This window comes from Pseudomonas artemisiae (assembly GCF_057128685.1).
The window spans coordinates 182,054-198,133 of sequence record NZ_JBSKHS010000002.1 but is presented as its reverse complement, the minus strand read 5'-3'; the positions used below and the strand labels follow the sequence as shown (position 1 = coordinate 198,133).

The 16,080-nt window shown below is 62.2% G+C and carries 9 protein-coding genes and 1 pseudogene; 2 read left to right on the top strand and 8 right to left on the bottom strand.

The features are described from left to right. Window positions 1-62 precede the first annotated feature (62 nt). Entirely contained in the window at window positions 63-3,002 is a 2,940-nt protein-coding gene (locus ACWKV4_RS03555) for a dermonecrotic toxin domain-containing protein (RefSeq protein WP_483831071.1), read from the top strand. A gap of 70 nt (window positions 3,003-3,072) precedes the next feature. Here ACWKV4_RS03555 and ACWKV4_RS03550 read toward each other — a convergent pair whose 3' ends face one another. From ACWKV4_RS03550 to glnE, 8 genes and pseudogenes are all read right to left on the bottom strand, one after another. After that, a complete protein-coding gene (locus ACWKV4_RS03550) occupies window positions 3,073-4,509 on the bottom strand; it encodes a lipopolysaccharide kinase InaA family protein (protein WP_483831072.1) in 1,437 nt (478 codons plus the stop codon). Then, on the bottom strand, window positions 4,509-5,261 hold the full coding sequence (locus ACWKV4_RS03545; RefSeq protein ID WP_483831073.1) for a lipopolysaccharide kinase InaA family protein: 753 nt from the start codon (window positions 5,259-5,261) through the stop codon (window positions 4,509-4,511). The genes ACWKV4_RS03550 and ACWKV4_RS03545 overlap by 1 nt, the downstream gene beginning before the upstream one ends. Next, on the bottom strand, window positions 5,258-5,992 hold the full coding sequence (locus tag ACWKV4_RS03540; protein ID WP_483831074.1) for a lipopolysaccharide kinase InaA family protein: 735 nt from the start codon (window positions 5,990-5,992) through the stop codon (window positions 5,258-5,260). The genes ACWKV4_RS03545 and ACWKV4_RS03540 overlap by 4 nt, the downstream gene beginning before the upstream one ends. Further along, a complete protein-coding gene (gene rfaP, locus ACWKV4_RS03535) occupies window positions 5,992-6,798 on the bottom strand; it encodes a lipopolysaccharide core heptose(I) kinase RfaP (protein WP_483831075.1) in 807 nt (268 codons plus the stop codon). Before rfaP ends, ACWKV4_RS03540 begins: the two co-directional genes overlap by 1 nt. Next, window positions 6,795-7,919, bottom strand: a complete 1,125-nt coding sequence (locus ACWKV4_RS03530; RefSeq protein ID WP_483831076.1) for a glycosyltransferase family 4 protein — start codon at window positions 7,917-7,919, stop codon at window positions 6,795-6,797. The genes rfaP and ACWKV4_RS03530 overlap by 4 nt, the downstream gene beginning before the upstream one ends. Beyond that, entirely contained in the window at window positions 7,919-8,980 is a 1,062-nt protein-coding gene (gene waaC / locus ACWKV4_RS03525; protein ID WP_483831077.1) for a lipopolysaccharide heptosyltransferase I, read from the bottom strand. Before waaC ends, ACWKV4_RS03530 begins: the two co-directional genes overlap by 1 nt. Beyond that, window positions 8,981-10,030: a lipopolysaccharide heptosyltransferase II gene (gene waaF, locus ACWKV4_RS03520; protein ID WP_483831078.1), complete on the bottom strand. Its 1,050-nt coding sequence runs from the start codon at window positions 10,028-10,030 to the stop codon at window positions 8,981-8,983. An 87-nt stretch (window positions 10,031-10,117) separates the two neighbouring features. After that, window positions 10,118-12,916, bottom strand: a pseudogene (glnE, locus tag ACWKV4_RS03515) (bifunctional [glutamate--ammonia ligase]-adenylyl-L-tyrosine phosphorylase/[glutamate--ammonia-ligase] adenylyltransferase); the annotation flags it as partial. Window positions 12,917-13,431: 515 nt separating this feature from the next. Between glnE and aceE the strand changes: the two are divergent. Then, entirely contained in the window at window positions 13,432-16,077 is a 2,646-nt protein-coding gene (aceE, locus tag ACWKV4_RS03510) for a pyruvate dehydrogenase (acetyl-transferring), homodimeric type (protein WP_483831079.1), read from the top strand. Window positions 16,078-16,080: the final 3 nt, after the last annotated feature.

Sequence of the window (16,080 nt, the reverse complement as noted above, 5' to 3'; positions counted from 1 at the left end):
CTATGCACGCCCAGCTGCTTGCCGCGGGCCTCAGGCTGTGGGCTTTTGTAAGGAGCCCGCCCATGGCTGAAATCGATCCGCTGTCCTACCTCAACACCCTGGACACCGCGCTCAAGCAGGGCTTACGACAAATGCCCACGTTACTGTCCACCATCGAGGAACGCTACCGCGACGCCATGCCCAGCCCTCTTGGCGCCGTGCCGCTGGACCAGCTGTACCTGGACGAAGCGCCGCTGACTCATCGTATCTGTGCCGTGGCCCTGGGGGAGCCGCTTCCGGAAGCACCGGTCCTGCGGCTGACCGCCGACGGCTTCGAGCCTGTGACCGAGCAGGAAAATCGTTGGGCTCGGCGCTTTCTCACGCAAACGGGAAACGACCTGTTGCAATTGCACCTCGATGCCCTCAAACGGTTCTGGGCGTTCACCACCCTGGACCGGCAGCCCGCGCGTCAATGGCTGAAGAACCTCTGTGTCGAACACATGCTGGCGCAGGCGCGCTTGCGCCACACGGACGGCACCTTGCCAGAAGCGGCCTGGTCGCTGGTTACCCAGCTTACCGGCAGCGGGTCCTCCAGCGCCGAGCACCCTTGGCAGGGCGCCGTAACGCTCTACAGTGAGGGGGCCCGCTGGATACTGCCCGGCGCTTTTGTCTTCTCCGACAAAGACCCTCGCCAGGCGTCATCGGCCCCTGTACTGCTCAGCACGCTGACCCATGGCTTGGAGAGCTTCGATTCGCTATCGGCCCTGTATCAGGAGCTTGCCGAACGGCTGGAAGACGACCGCCAGGGCGCCGCCTTGCTGGCCGCGCTGGACCCACAGCGGCAGGAGGCCTCCCTGCGCTGTGACGGCCTTACCTTCGAGCCGATACCGGGCAAACTGTTCGACTTCTTGCAAACCAGCCTGGAGCGGCGCCAGCAAGCCACCGTCACCCAGGCCTGGGAACAGGCCAAGACGCACTTCGATCTAAGAGACCTGGACGCCGCCAGCGATACCCTTGCCCGCGCGGCCGCGCTCTATGGCCTGGTTTCCAGTGATGGTCCGCGCCTTACCCGCTACGTCCACCTGCTGGAGCGGGACATGCCGACCTGGATGGTAGGCCTGTCCCAGGCACAACGGCTGGAGCTGATCATCGCCATGCGGGAACTGGGGCTGGCCACCGCCAGCGCCATTGCCCCTGGGCTTCCCTTGTCTCGCCAGTTCGCCAATCGGGTGTGGCTACGGCAGTACGCCCATGAAGAACTCACCCGACTGCTGCGAGGCCAGGGCATCCTCCTGGCACCGGAGCATATTCTGGTGACGGTCACCTCGGCGCTGTCAAGCGGCCCTATCGTGAACCCGCTCAACCCCAGCAGCTCGGTGGCTGCTCGCGCGCCAGCACACAGCACGCCCACCATCGAACTCAACACCAAAACTCGCACCCTGGTGCAACTGGCCATCGAAAACATATCGCCACTGGACTGGGACTATTTGCTTACCGCCAAAGTGCGAGACCTCAAGGGCGACCCCATCCCTGGCTTTGGCGCCAGCAAGGCGCGCAAGCTGATACGCCGGGCCAATGTGGGCGGCAGCTACGGGCGTTATTTGCTGGGGCGCCTGCGTTATGGCCCAGAAGCCGAATGGCGGCGTGAACATCATGCCAGGGTGCTACGCGCCAAGCTGCGCGTGGAAACGCTAAAGGCTGGTCACCGCGGCCAACTGGGCCCTGGCGACGATGGCTGGCAGTGGATCGAAAACGTCTTGGCGCAACCAGCGCAGGCCACGCGCGCGCCGGTTAATGGCAGGCCCGTAGGTGTGTGGCAGTTGCTGATCCGAAATACCCCCCTGGACGGGGTCTACCTGTTCGGCCCCAATGCCCCTTCCAGTATGCAGCCTGTGCTGCTATATACGCCGGAAAGCCCCTCCCGACAAAGCTGGCGCTGGTTCTCCAGCCGCCAGGCCATGACCATGGAATGGCTCAACCAGGCGGCGTTCAAGGATTACATCCTCCAGCGCGTGGCCCTGGCCGAACGGGAATCTATCGGCAAACTATTGGGCACACCGGCCCTGGCCACCTTGGTCAAGGCCCGGCTGATCAGACATGATTTCTTCGACAACGCCTACCGCTCTGAAACACGCCTGGTCATGGCCAACGCGGACGCCATGAGCGCCTCGAACCGAGAACTTAACCTCCAGGCTTTCGCGGAACTGGCGATCACCCTTACCGAGATCATCTGCATGGTACTGCCGGGGCGGATTGGCGGCGTGCTCTCCCTCAGTCGGGCGATCTGGTCATTTCTCCAGGCCTGGAGCGCTATCGGCGAAGAGCCCGCCAACGTCGTGCTTCTACACGCTTTCGACGGCTACGCAAACCTGTATGAAGCCTCGGTGTCCCTCATCACAAGCCCGCTATTCGGCACGCTGGCGCGAAGGATTCCCCTGGGCGCGCCGATTCCATTGCACACTCATTATGCGCTCAAGCATGAGCGCAATTATTTGCGCTACCGACTGACCACGGAATACGCCGAAGGCGTTTATGAAGGGCGCAAAGACAAAGCCGGTAGCTCGGGCTATTTCATCACTGATCGCGACGGGCGCCAGTACGAGGTGCTCAATGATGGCGAACATTGGCGGGTAGTGGATGCTCGCATGCCCCAAGCGATGTACAAGCCCATCGTGCGGCGTAACCAGGCCGGCGACTGGGAAGCGGTAGATGAAATCCGCTGGCGCGGGGTAACCCCGGACATCCCCGCGCTGCTTGAGCAAATCCGGCTGGCCGAACCACCGGCAGGGGTGACCGCCGGGCGGCCTGCCCAGATCGACGGCAAGTATTACCTGCGCATCGATGACAGCGTACTGGAGGTGCGGCCAAGCCTGCTGCCGGGCAGGTATACGGTATTGATCCCACCTCAGCAGCGTCCGGAGGGCTCGCTTACGGTGATCTTTCGGCGCACGGAAACCGGTGGCTGGCAGGCCAAGGCCCGCCAAACCCTGATGAGCAGTGAGTGGTTTGACCTGGGCCGATAAGGCCGATCCGCTCGATACGCCCAGCCGGTTCGCGCACGCCGCTGGTGGCCCCCCCCCCTGTGACCAACGGTTACAAGCGAGGCAGGCGCTTATCCAGCAATTGGTACAGCGCGCTGGTGGGGAGCCAATTGCGCAGGAAGCGGGCCCGGTCTCGGGCGTAGGCGGGAGCGAAGCTGCCTTGACTGCCATGCTGCTGCATGGCGTCCAGGTCGATGAGCGACCACTGGCCCTGCTCCCAGAACAAGTTGTGCGCCTTGAGGTCACCATGGCTGATGCGCTCGGCGATCAACCTGGCGAACAGCGCATCCAGGGCCAGGAGTTGCGCCTCGGGTACCTGCCCGTCGTCCACATAGGGAGTGAAACACGCCATCAAGTCTGGGCCATTAAGGTGCTCGGTCACCAGGTAGGCTGTGCCACGCAATCCCAGGGTGCGGGTTTCTAGCACCCCTAGCGGCTTGGGCGTGGCAATGCCCAGAAACATCAGGCGCTGGGCCTCTATCCAGGAATGCCAGGCGCGGCTTGGGCGCCAGAATCGCTTGAGCCAATGGGCTATGCCCTTGATGTTGTAGCGTTTGATCAGCAGCGCACGGCCCTGGGCATTGACTTGTGCCACCGTGGCCGCGCCACCGGTCTTGTACAAGTAACCTTGCTCGATCAAGGCATCGGCATTGGTAAGCACAGGAAGGATTGATGCTTCTTGCGCACGCACCACAACTCGCAGCCCAGAAAGCCTGCGGCTGACGCTGAACAGGCTGCAATCACGCCCGGCCTTGTTGAGGATATCCGCCAATCGCCATGCACGAACCTTGGCGATTTGCTTTTCCAGCGCTTCAACGGGTAATGCATGCTCGTTGTTGGCAAGCAGGTAATACACCAGCAACTCTTCGAAAAAAGGCGTAAGCGTCTGTGGTAGCTGGGCGAAAAACACCCCTAGGTTTTCCAGCACCTGTTGGCGGGAAAGCGGCACACCCGGCTGCTCGACGCGTACGCCGCCACCGTCTACCACATAGAGCTTGCCCTCAGCGCGTAGCAGGTTGTCCAAGTGCAGGTCTTCCTGCCAAAGGCCTTTGGCATGCAGCCCGGCGATCGCTTCGAGGGCTTCACCAAGCACCGCGCTTTGAGCATCGGCCAAGGGGGCCAGCGCCGCTACTCGCTCCCAGGCCACGGCCAAGCTTTCGGCGCCCTCCAAGAATTCAAACAGCAACCAGCCACCCTCGCCTTCGCGCAGCCCCTCGGCCAGTAGCCTGGGCGTGGTGACCTTCTGGCTGGCCAAGAGCCTGGCGCCTTCTCGTTCACGCTGGAACTGCCGTGCCGCGCGCGGCCCGACCAGCAACTTGGCCAGCACCGGACGGCCCCGCCACACGCCAGCACCGACGTAACGTTGCCCCGGCAATACCCGCAACAGGCTGAGCAATTGCAATTCCGCCGGCCCGGCGGCATCGGCCAGGGCCAGGGTCATAGGCAGCGCGGGGGTTCGGCCTGATCTCGCCAAGTGTTGCAGGTCCATCAACGGGCCTCCTTGTGACGACGACGCACCAACAGCCGCTCCATCCAGGCAGTGACCTGCGGATCGGACGCAGGTGCCTGAAGGTAGGCCGCCAGGAAACCTCGGATGTCCATCTCAGACCACACCGTAGCCCGTCGTAGCAGAGGTTCGAGGTCACGCACCCGGTCGCGCTGACCAAACCAGGCCCGTCGGGTTTTTTCAAGGTCGATCAGCCGTGCCTCGAAACCTTCACCTTCACGCCGCAAAAAAATATGTTTGGGATAAAAGCAACCGTGGACCAGACCAGCCGCGTGCAGCTGGCGCGCCAACCCCCCGCAGACTTTCAACAAGGCCGCGCGCCGCTCGGGGTTGAGCACAGGCCATTGTGCCAGCCAGGCGCCTAGCTCGCTCCAGCCATCCAAGGCCCGGGTCAGCAGCATCGCTTGCCATTCCCCGGCATGACGACGCTCAGCGAAGTAACTGGCCTCCAGGGCCGGAACCGCCAACTGCTGGTAGCGCTGAATGCTGCGAAATTCACGGGCGACCGTGGGTTCACCCAAGGGGTGGCCGAGGCTGCGGGTCAGGTAATTGGCCTGGCGCTTGAGGTAGAAACCCTGGCCACCCAGGTCCAGCCGAAACACCTGGCTCCAGCCGCCACGGCCTACGTTGGCTTCGTCCACTGCGGTCAAGGGCAGCGCCCAGAGCGCATCGAACGTAGTAAAACCGTGGCTGGCCAACACTGGCTCATCCCCCGGCGCGATAAACGGCGTCATTCGCGGCCCTCGAAGAAACCGACGATATGCCGGATGCGTTTTTTATCCGAAACGTTCAGCCGCTGCCGCCCACGGTACTGAAGGTAGAACCTCAGCCGCTGGGTGGCCGACAACTGATACTTGGCGACTTTGTCCAGGCAGGCCAGGTCTTTGGTAATGCGATACCGGAGCATAAAGCCCCACCAGAACGCGCCATTGGGACAGTCGATCAGGTACACCTTGGCGTTGGCATCCACCAGCAGGTTGCGCCACTTCAGGTCGTTATGGGTGAAGTGGTGGTCATGCAGGTTGCGGGTATGGCGCGCCAACTGCTGGCTAACCTGGTCCACCCATTGCCGGTCGCGCAGGCGTGGATCATCACGGCGCGTCAGCACCCACAGGTCTTCGGTGGCGGGCAGCTCCCGAGTGATCATCGCCCCGCGTCCGAACGAGCCGTTGTCCCGCTCCAGGCCAAAGCCCACCACCTGAGCGGTAGGTATGCCCCATTTGGCGAAACGCTTGAGGTTTTGCCACTCGGCCTTGACCCGAGGCTTGCCCAAGTAGCGGCGCAGGCCCTTGCCGGCGCTGGTGTAGCGCTTCACGTAGTAGGCCACGCCTTCGTGCATTACCCGCACCAGCTCGGACATCGGGTCACGGGTCAACTGCTCCCCTTTGAGAGCGAACACCGCGTCCAGGCTGCCAAAAACGGTCGCTAGGTTCTGATACTCCGGGTCCAGTGTCCAGCCTGCCATCAGAGCGCATCCCCATAACGTTGCTTGCGGGCATACAGCTGGGTGGCCTTGCGCTCCAACCAGGCGAGCAATTGCGCTTCGTCGCGCAGTACCTGGCGCAGCGGTTGCTGGAAGTACGCCTTCAGGAAACGCAGCTTGTCGCCACGGGTAAGGCCGATATCCAGCGCCGAGAAATACAGCGCGGCCAGGTCTTTGTCGCGCCAGCGGCGGCTGATGCGCTGACGCGTATAGGCACGGTGCAGGTCAATGATCGACAGGCGAAAATGCTCGGGATCGAAGCCTTGATCGGTATGCAGCAAGAAGTGGCAGATGTAGCAGTCCCGGTGATTGACGCCGGCCCTGTGCATGCCGCCGGTCATGTCGGCTACCCGCTGGATCAACGCCCACTTGTGTGGCGCCGGGGGTGGCTGGGTGGCCCAGTTCAGGCTGTAGTCTTCCAGGCTGACCGTAGGCGCCAATTCTTCGGTCACGATGAACGAATGCTGCGCCGCAGGGTTGGCGCCACGCTCGCCATAGGCCACTGCCGTCATGGTGGGCACGCCGGCCTGGTGCAGGCGCTTGATCGCCGCCCACTCCTGACCGGCGCCCAACACCGGCAACTTGGCGCTAAAGAGGTTTTTGAACACTTCGCCCCAGCCGATGCCACGGTGGATCTTCACAAAATAGCCACGGCCGTCGACCTCGGTACGCAGGGTACGGCGGCCTTCCAGTTCGCGGTAAACCTGCCCCTGAAGTGCTTCCACGGCCACGAAGGGGTCGCTGCCCGCCCATAGGCGCTTGAAGGGCTCGGCCAGCATCACTTTCATGGGTTACGCTCCCGCAGGATCACATCGGCGGCATGCTCCGGCATGCTGTACAGGTCAGCGGTATCGGCGAAGGCCAGGCCATTGCGTGACCATTGCGCGCGCGCGCTGTCATCTTCCAGCAGGCGTTGCAGTTGACGGTTAAGCTCGCCTTGGTCGAAAGGCTCAGGCACCACTACACCTGCCTGGGCTTCATCGATGTAATGGGCATACCCACACACTGCGGTTACCAACACCGGCAGGCCGGCTACAACCGCTTCCAGCAGCACGGTGCCGGTGTTTTCGTTGTAGGCCGGGTGAATCAAGGCATCGGCGCCCAGCAGGAAGCGCGGAATATCACTGCGGCCTTTCATGAACCGCACCTGGTCGTTGAGCCCCAGGGCCGTACTTTGCAGTTGGAAGACTTTAGGGTCGTCCTGGCCGATCACGAACAGTCGGGTACGCTGGCGCAACGCTGACGGCAACGCGGCCAGGGCCTTGAGCGAGCGATCCACGCCCTTGGTCTTGAACCCCGAGCCGATCTGCACCAAGAGGCGGTCTTGCTCGCCCAGGCCAAACTCCTGGCGAAAAGCCGCGCGCACCTCACCGGCATTGTCAGGAGCGCGGCGGTCTTGGGAGATGCCTGGAGGCAGCAGGTGGAAGCGATCCGGCGGCGTACCGTAATGCTTTACGAACAAAGGCTGTTGCACCTCGGAAATCATCAACACCTGGGTGGTGGACTGAGGTGAGAACACCGCGCGCTCGTATTCGGCGAAGTGCCGATAACGGGCCCAGCGCCGATAAAGTGGGTTACGCAGGGTTTGGGCTTTGTCTTCGAAACAGCCGTCGGCGGCGTAGTACACGTCCAGCCCCGGCATTTTGTTAAAACCGATAAGCCGGTCCACGGGGCGGCGCGCCAGGTCTGCGGCCATCCAAGCGCTGAGTTTTTCATTGCGCCGGTGATTGAACAGGGCTTTCACGGGTGCAACCAGCACTTCGAAGCCCGCGGGCACCTCGCCCTCCCAGATCAATGTGTACACCCGTACCTGGTGGCCACGCCGCTGGCATTCAAGGGCAATGCGCATGAAGTCGCGTTGCAGGCCGCCGAATGGGAAATACTTGTACAGCACAAAAGCCAGTTGCATTAACGCAGGTCCTCGGCCAATAACAGCGCGCTCAGGCGCCCTGCCACCCGCTCAGGGTTCACGCGAGTGAAGCACAGCGGCCACTCGCGAGTGATGTTGTGCCGGCGCAGGTCTTCTGGCGTCGGCTTGTAGGTGCAGTTTTTTTGCAGGCAGGGCGCACAGGGCCAGTCGCTGCCCAAGTGCTCCTGAGCTCGGCCGTAGGCACCGGTCAACCCAGGATTGGTAGGGCCATAGAGCGACAGCGTAGGCACGTCCAGGGCCGCGGCCAGATGCCCCAGGCCGGTGTCCACCGCCACGCAGGCCCGCGCCTTGATCAACACCTCAGCCACCCCAGCCAGGTTGAGCTTGGGTAACACCGCCACATTGCCCAGGCCCGCGGCGATTCGATGGGCACGGCGAAATTCGGCCTCGTTGCCCCACGGCAGGCGTACGCCAATATTGGCCAAGCCCAAACGCTCGGCCAGTTCTCGCCAGTAGGCCTCCGGCCAGTGTTTGCTGTCCCAGGTGGTGCCGTGCAAAAACACCACGAAGGGAACTGGGTGCGGTACCGCGAGTTGACGGGAGCGGCTCAGGCCATACTGCCCTAGGGTTTGTGGCAAGTCGTAGCCCAAGGCCAAGGCAAACAGCTGGCGCACCCGCTCTACCGCGTGCTGCCCGCGCACCACCCCCAGCTTGCGATCATAAAAACGCGCCGCCAGGGGCTCGCGGGCAGAGGCTTTGTTCAAACCCGCCACCGGCGCCTTGGTATAACGCGTGAGCCAAGCGCTTTTGAGCAGGCCCTGGGCATCGATCACCAGGTCGTATTGCCGCTCGCGCACCTGCTGTTTAAAGCGGCTCCACTCTCCGCTTTTCAAGGTGTTCCACAGGCCTTTACGCCAACGGCGGATAGCCACCGGAATCACCTTGTCTACGGCCGGGTGCCAGGTAGGGATTTCAGCGAAACTCTCTTCCACCACCCAATCGAAGCGAATGCCTGGAATGGCACGGGCCGCGTCGGTGAGGGCCGGCAGGGCATGGACAACGTCACCCAAAGAAGACGTCTTGATCAGCAGTACCCGCACTTAATCGGCCCCCGCCATCACTGAAATCATTTCGGCGGGCTCCATGCCTTTAAGGGCCTCCACCACCCGCTGCGGGTCCAACTGACGCAAGCAGTTGTAATGGCCAAAGCGGCATGTACGCTCGAAACAAGGCGAGCAATCCAGCCCCAGTCGCACCACCGCCACTTGATCGGCCAAGGGCGGAGTGAAGCCCGGTGAGGTCGACCCATATACCGCAACCAGGGGGCGGTTCAGTGCCGCGGCCACATGCATCAGCCCCGAATCATTGGACACGACGGCGCTGGCACAGGACATCAAATCGATGGCTTCGGCCAGGGAGGTATTGCCGCAGAGGTTGACCGCTTCCTCGCGCAGGCCAGGGATCAACCGATCGCGGACGGCCTCGGCCACTGGCTGGTCTTTCTGTGAACCGAACAGCCACACTTGCCACCCCTGGCGGATGCGGGCTTCTGCTACATCGGCGTAATGCTCGGCAGGCCAGCGTTTGGACTCTCCAAACTCCGCGCCAGGGCACAGCGCCAGCACCGGCTGGTCCAGTGCGAGCCCAAAGCGCTCCAAAGCCTGCGCCCGGCTGGCAGGGTCGATTCGCAGGCGCGGCTGAGGATAAGGCGTTGGCAATGTTTCACCAGGGGCAAAGGCCAGGGCCATGAAACGCTCGATCATCAACGGATACTGCGTTTTATCGAGCTGCCGCACATCATTGAGCAGCCCATAGCGAAACTCACCTTTCCAACCGGTGCGGCGAGGTATGCGTGCGAAAAACGGCACCAGGGCGGACTTGAGCGAGTTGGGCAGCACGATGGCTTGATCGTACTGGCCCTTGAACGACCGGCCAATGCGCCGCCGAATGGTAAGGCCCAGCACGCCATGGCCCAAAGGGAAGCTCAGCGCCTGACGTACTTCAGGCATGCGCTCAAGGATCGGCCGGCTCCACTCTGGGGCTAGCACGTCGATCTGGCACTTAGGATGGCGAGCCTTCAGGCACTGGAACAGCGTCTGGGCCATCACCATGTCGCCGACCCAGCTGGGCCCGATGATCAGAATTCTCATGGGTATTCCGCAAACGATCAGGGAGGCCAACGCCTCCCTTTCAAGATTTTCTAAGTTTAACGTAGCGCGACAGCGGGCGTTCACCCATTACGCTAACCCTAGCTCCGCCCAGAGACGCATGACTTCGCGACGCTCGGCAATGAACTGGTCCCCGGCAATCACCGCAGCCTGCTTTTGCAGGGCCAACCGGTGCGCCACGGAACGGTAAGCCTTGTAGGCCTCACGCAGCAGGTTCGCGTCGGCCTGAGCCATCAAGCGTGCCTGCTCCAGGCCTTCGAGGATACGAATGTTGTCGGTATGGCGCAGCAGCGCGGGGTGTTCCCGCGACCACGCCAAGGCGGCGTATTGCACCATAAATTCGATATCGACGATACCTCCGGCGTCCTGCTTGATATCAAAGGGCGACTGGGCCTCGAAGGCATTGGCACCCCGCCCGGCGGCGGTCAACCGGCTGCCCAGGTTGTCACGCATTTTCGCGCGCATCTCCGACACCTCCTCGCGCAGGCGCGGCAGGTCGCGCGCTCGGCGCAGCACCGTCGCCCGGATAGCTTCGAACGCGCCGGCCACGCCGGAGTCCCCGACCAATACCCGTGCCCTGACTAACGCCTGGTGTTCCCAGGTCCAGGCTTGCTGTTGCTGGTAACGCTCGAACGCGGCCAATGAGCTCACCAGCAGGCCAGCGGCACCGGATGGCCGCAGGCGCATGTCCACGTCGTAGAGTTGGCCTGAGTTGGTTTGGGCGGTAAGCAGGTGAATGATCCGCTGCCCCAGCCGGGTGAAGAACTGGGCGCCGTCGATGGGCTTGGCGCCATCGGTTTCGGCCACGCCGTCGGCGTCGTGGATAAACACCAGGTCCAGGTCTGAACCATGGCCCAGCTCCAGCCCGCCCATTTTGCCGTAGCCCAGGATCACAAACCCTGGGTCGCACGGGCTGCCATCAGGGCGCAAGGGCGTGCCATGACGGGCAACGGTCTGGCGCCAGGCCAGCGCCAGCACTTCGGCCAAGATCGCTTCGGCCAGCCATGTAAGGTAATCGCTTACCTTCATCAACGGTAAGGTACCGGCGATTTCCGCGGCCGCTACCCGCAGGTTATGGGCCAGCTTGAAGTGGCGAAGGGCTTCCATCTGTTGCTCAAGGTCGTCTTCGGGAATACGCGCCAAGCGCTCGCGCAGCTCCGCCGCCAGCTCAGGCGCCAAGGGCGGGTGAAACAGCCGGGCTTCGTTAAGCAGCTCGTCGAGTAGCAAGGGGAAGCGGGTCATCTGCTCGGCGATCCAGGGGCTGGCGGCGCAGAGGGTAAGCAACTGACGCAGGGCGTCAGGGTTCTCGGTCAGCAGTACCAGGTAGGCCGAGCGCCGGGCCACGGCTTCCACCAGGGGCAATACCCGCTCCAGTACCAAGTCAGGCTCGGCGTGCTCGCTGGCTTGGGCCAACAACCGGGGAATAAAGGCATCCAGCCGCTCACGCCCCATGCGCTGCATGGCTCGCAATTGGCCGCTGTTGCGCAGGCTGGCCAGCCGCTCCAGGGCCTTGGCAGGCTCTGCAAAGCCGCTTTCGGCCAATTGCAGGCGTGCAGCCTCGTCGTCCTGACGCTCTTCCCACAGCGGCAGCCACTCCGCCCCTACTACCAGATCACCGCTGTCTTCGTCTTCATCCGGGTCGGCGATCACACCTCGGAAATGCCAGGCCACCCGCTCCCGCCAACGCATCAACTCCGCGTGGAACCGCGCCCATTCGGCAAAGCCGAGCATACTGGCCACCCGCGCCTGATCCAGTTCGGTGTCCGGAAGCATCTGAGTCTGACGGTCGCCGATCGCTTGCAGCGCATGCTCGGTATAACGCAGGAATTCATAGCCGTCGCGCAGCTCGTCCACTACCTGCGCGGGAAGGTAGCCCTGGCGCTCCAGAGTGGCCAATACGCTAAGCAATGGCCGTTGTTGCAGGCTCAGGTCCCGCCCGCCATGGATCAACTGGAAAGCCTGCGCGATGAACTCTACTTCGCGGATCCCCCCGGCACCCAGCTTGATATTATGGGCCAGCCCCTTGCGCCGTACTTCCTGTTGAATCAACTGCTTCATGGTGCGCAGGGCTTCGATCGCGGAGAAGTCCAGGTAGCGCCGATAGACGAAGGGCTTCAGTAGCTGGAGCAACTGTGCGCCGGCTGGCTGATCCCCGGCCACAACCCGCGCCTTGATCATGGCATAGCGCTCCCAGTCTCGGCCTTGGTCTTGGTAGTACTGCTCCAGCGCATTGAAGCTGAGCACCAACGCGCCACTTGAACCGTAAGGGCGCAGGCGCATGTCCACGCGAAACACAAAGCCATCCACCGTGACCGGATCGAGTGCCTTGATCAGGCGCTGGCCCAAGCGGATGAAAAACGCCTGGTTATCTTCAGAGCGGCGGGCGCCTTGGGTTTCGCCGCCTTCGGGGTAGGCGAAAATCAAGTCGATGTCCGAAGACAGGTTGAGCTCTCCGGCACCGAGCTTCCCCATGCCCAGCACGATCAACTGTTGAGGCTCGCCAGAGCGCCGCCCCATGGGCGTCCCAAATTGCTGACAATGCTGCGGGTAGAGCCATTGGTAGGCTTCATCAATGCAACTATCGGCTAGCTCGGACAAGTCACGGCAGGTTTGCTGCAGGTCGGCCAGGCGCAGTAGGTCACGCCAGATGATTCTCACCTGCTGGCGGTTGCGTTGGCGACGCAACGCGCTGGCCAGGGCATCTTCGCTATCGCAGCTCGCCAGGGCCGCTTGTACTTGCCCTCGCAGCTCCCCCGGCGCGAACTCCCGCAGCAACTCGCCGCTCTCGACCAGCGCCGGCAACAGGGCCGGGTCCCGGAGCAATTGCTCGAAGACAAAGTCACTGAGCGCGCACACACGGCCCAACGCCTGATCCCCGCAAGGGAACGCGAGCGGCCCGGGAGTGCCCAGAGCGGCCACAGCCTCTCGCAGGCTGGCCAAACGAGAAACAGCATTGGCCTGCAGTACGTCGGATAACGGGATCAGCTCGGGACGGGGCATGGTCTATCCTTGAGCTCGCCCACGGGCGGCCGCAGAGAGCAAAAATGAAAGGGGACGCGTGATCGGACTGTCCAACAAAGGTTGGAAATAGCTAAAACCTGCTTAATTTTGGCAGTAGCCATCAAGGGAAACCCTTCTGGAGCTTGTTTTAGATATAGCGAAGGCATTGCGCGTGCAATGTACCGCGGCATTTTGCCGCCGCGCGCTATAGGTTTCCACCTGCCCCCCGTACCGCGGCACATGAAATAAGTGCTGATTTGTAGTAAAACTACAGGACACCGGGCCCAACCACCGGTGATCCAAGAATTCATGTCGTCTGCCCACAAGGCCAGTCGCAAACTCAGGTCATCGATTCTGGTGGCCTTTCCGCCCTGGAGCAAGCCATGCAAGACCTCGATCCCGTCGAAACCCAGGAATGGCTGGACGCCCTGGAGTCGGTTCTCGACAAAGAAGGCGAAGACCGCGCTCACTACCTGATGACCCGAATGGGCGAATTGGCCACCCGCAGTGGTTCTCAACTCCCCTACGCCATCACTACCCCCTATCGCAACACGATTCCCGTTACCCACGAAGCGCGTATGCCTGGCGACCTGTTCATGGAACGCCGCATCCGATCGCTGGTGCGCTGGAACGCGTTGGCCATGGTCGTTCGCACTAACCTCAGGGATCCGGACCTGGGCGGACACATCTCCAGCTTCGCCTCGAGCGCCACGCTGTATGACATTGGCTTCAACTACTTCTTCCAGGCCCCTACCGAGGAGCATGGCGGCGACCTGATCTTCTTCCAGGGCCATGCCTCGCCGGGCGTGTATGCCCGTGCCTTCATGGAAGGCCGTATCAGCGAAGCGCAGATGGATAACTTCCGTCAGGAAGTGGACGGCCAAGGGCTATCCTCCTATCCACACCCCTGGCTAATGCCTGACTTCTGGCAGTTCCCCACCGTATCCATGGGCCTGGGGCCAATCCAGGCCATCTACCAGGCGCGCTTTATGAAGTACCTGGAAAGCCGCGGTTATATCCCCGCAGGCAAGCAGAAAGTCTGGTGCTTCATGGGCGACGGCGAGTGCGACGAGCCAGAATCCCTCGGCGCGATCTCTCTGGCGGGTCGCGAGAAGCTGGATAACCTGATCTTCGTCATCAACTGCAACCTGCAACGCCTCGACGGCCCGGTTCGCGGTAACGGCAAGATCATCCAGGAACTCGAAGGCGTGTTCCGTGGTGGCGGCTGGAACGTAAACAAAGTGGTCTGGGGCCGCTTCTGGGACCCGCTGCTGGCCAAGGACACCGACGGCATCCTGCAGCGTCGCATGGACGAAGTCATCGACGGCGAGTACCAAAACTACAAAGCCAAGGATGGCGCCTTTGTGCGCGAACACTTCTTCAACACCCCGGAACTCAAGGCCATGGTCGCTGACCTGTCCGATGACGAGATCTGGAAGCTCAACCGTGGCGGCCACGACCCGTACAAGGTCTATGCGGCGTATCATCAGGCCGTGAACCATAAGGGCCAACCGACCGTGGTGCTGGCCAAGACCATCAAGGGCTACGGCACCGGTGCTGGCGAGGCGAAGAACACCGCCCATAACACCAAGAAGGTGGATGTAGACAGCCTGCGCAAATTCCGCGACCGCTTTGATATCCCCGTGCGTGACGAAGACCTGGAAAAAATGGCCTTCTTCAAGCCCGAGCCTGGTAGCGCCGAAGCCAAGTACCTGAGCGAACGCCGCAATGCCCTGGGCGGTTTCGTACCGCAGCGCCGCGCCAAGAGCTTCAGTGTGCCGGTGCCGCCACTGGACACCCTCAAGGCCATTCTCGATGGCTCAGGCGACCGCGAAATCTCCACTACCATGGCCTTTGTGCGCATCCTGACCCAACTGGTCAAGGACAAGGAGCTGGGCCATCGCATCGTCCCGATCATTCCGGACGAAGCCCGTACCTTCGGTATGGAAGGCATGTTCCGCCAGTTGGGTATCTATTCGTCCGTGGGGCAGCTGTACGACCCGGTGGATAAAGACCAAGTGATGTTCTACCGCGAGGACAAGAAGGGCCAGATCCTCGAAGAAGGCATCAACGAAGCCGGCGCCATGTCGTCCTTCATTGCCGCCGGTACCGCCTACAGCTCCCACAACCAGCCAATGCTGCCGTTCTACATCTTCTATTCGATGTTCGGCTTCCAGCGTATCGGCGACCTGGCCTGGGCCGCTGGCGACAGCCGCACCCGTGGTTTCCTGATCGGCGGCACCGCGGGGCGTACCACCCTCAACGGTGAAGGCCTGCAACACGAAGATGGCCATAGCCATCTGATGGCGGCGACCATTCCGAACTGCCGCAGCTACGACCCCACCTATGGCTATGAACTGGCGGTGATCATCCGCGAAGGCATGCGCCAGATGATGGAAGAGCAGCAGGACATCTTCTACTACATCACCGTGATGAACGAAGCCTACGCCCAGCCTGCCCTGCCAGCTGGCGCTGAAGACGGCATCATTAAAGGCATGTACCTGCTCGAAGAAGACACCCGTGAAGCGGCGCATCACGTGCAACTGCTGGGCTCGGGTACCATTCTGCGGGAAGTGCGCGAAGCGGCGAAGATCCTGCGCGAGGAGTTCAGCGTGGGCTCGGACGTGTGGAGCGTTACCAGCTTCAACGAACTGCGCCGCGACGGCCTGGCCGTGGAGCGCAGCAACCGCCTACACCCTGGCCAGAAGCCTGAGCAGAGCTACGTGGAACAGTGCCTGAGCGGCCGCAAGGGGCCCGTTATCGCCTCTACCGACTACATGAAGCTGTTCGCCGAACAGATTCGCCAGTGGGTGCCGAGCAAAGAGTTCAAGGTCCTGGGTACCGATGGCTTCGGTCGCAGCGACAGCCGTAAGAAACTGCGTCACTTCTTTGAAGTGGATCGCCATTTCATCGTGCTGGCCGCGCTTGAAGCTTTGTCAGACCGTGGCGATATCGAACCTAAAGTGGTGGCTGAGGCCATCGTTCGGTTCGGCATCGATCCTGACAAGCGCAACCCCCTGGACTGCTGAGGA

Bases quoted from the DNA above. Each gene is read 5' to 3' on its own strand.
- ACWKV4_RS03555 (WP_483831071.1), top strand. From the start codon at position 63: ATGGCTGAAATCGATCCGCTGTCCTACCTCAACACCCTGGACACCGCG.
- ACWKV4_RS03550 (WP_483831072.1), bottom strand. From the start codon at position 4,509: ATGGACCTGCAACACTTGGCGAGATCAGGCCGAACCCCCGCGCTGCCT.
- ACWKV4_RS03545 (WP_483831073.1), bottom strand. From the start codon at position 5,261: ATGACGCCGTTTATCGCGCCGGGGGATGAGCCAGTGTTGGCCAGCCAC.
- ACWKV4_RS03540 (WP_483831074.1), bottom strand. From the start codon at position 5,992: ATGGCAGGCTGGACACTGGACCCGGAGTATCAGAACCTAGCGACCGTT.
- rfaP (WP_483831075.1), bottom strand. From the start codon at position 6,798: ATGAAAGTGATGCTGGCCGAGCCCTTCAAGCGCCTATGGGCGGGCAGC.
- ACWKV4_RS03530 (WP_483831076.1), bottom strand. From the start codon at position 7,919: ATGCAACTGGCTTTTGTGCTGTACAAGTATTTCCCATTCGGCGGCCTG.
- waaF (WP_483831078.1), bottom strand. From the start codon at position 10,030: ATGAGAATTCTGATCATCGGGCCCAGCTGGGTCGGCGACATGGTGATG.
- aceE (WP_483831079.1), top strand. From the start codon at position 13,432: ATGCAAGACCTCGATCCCGTCGAAACCCAGGAATGGCTGGACGCCCTG.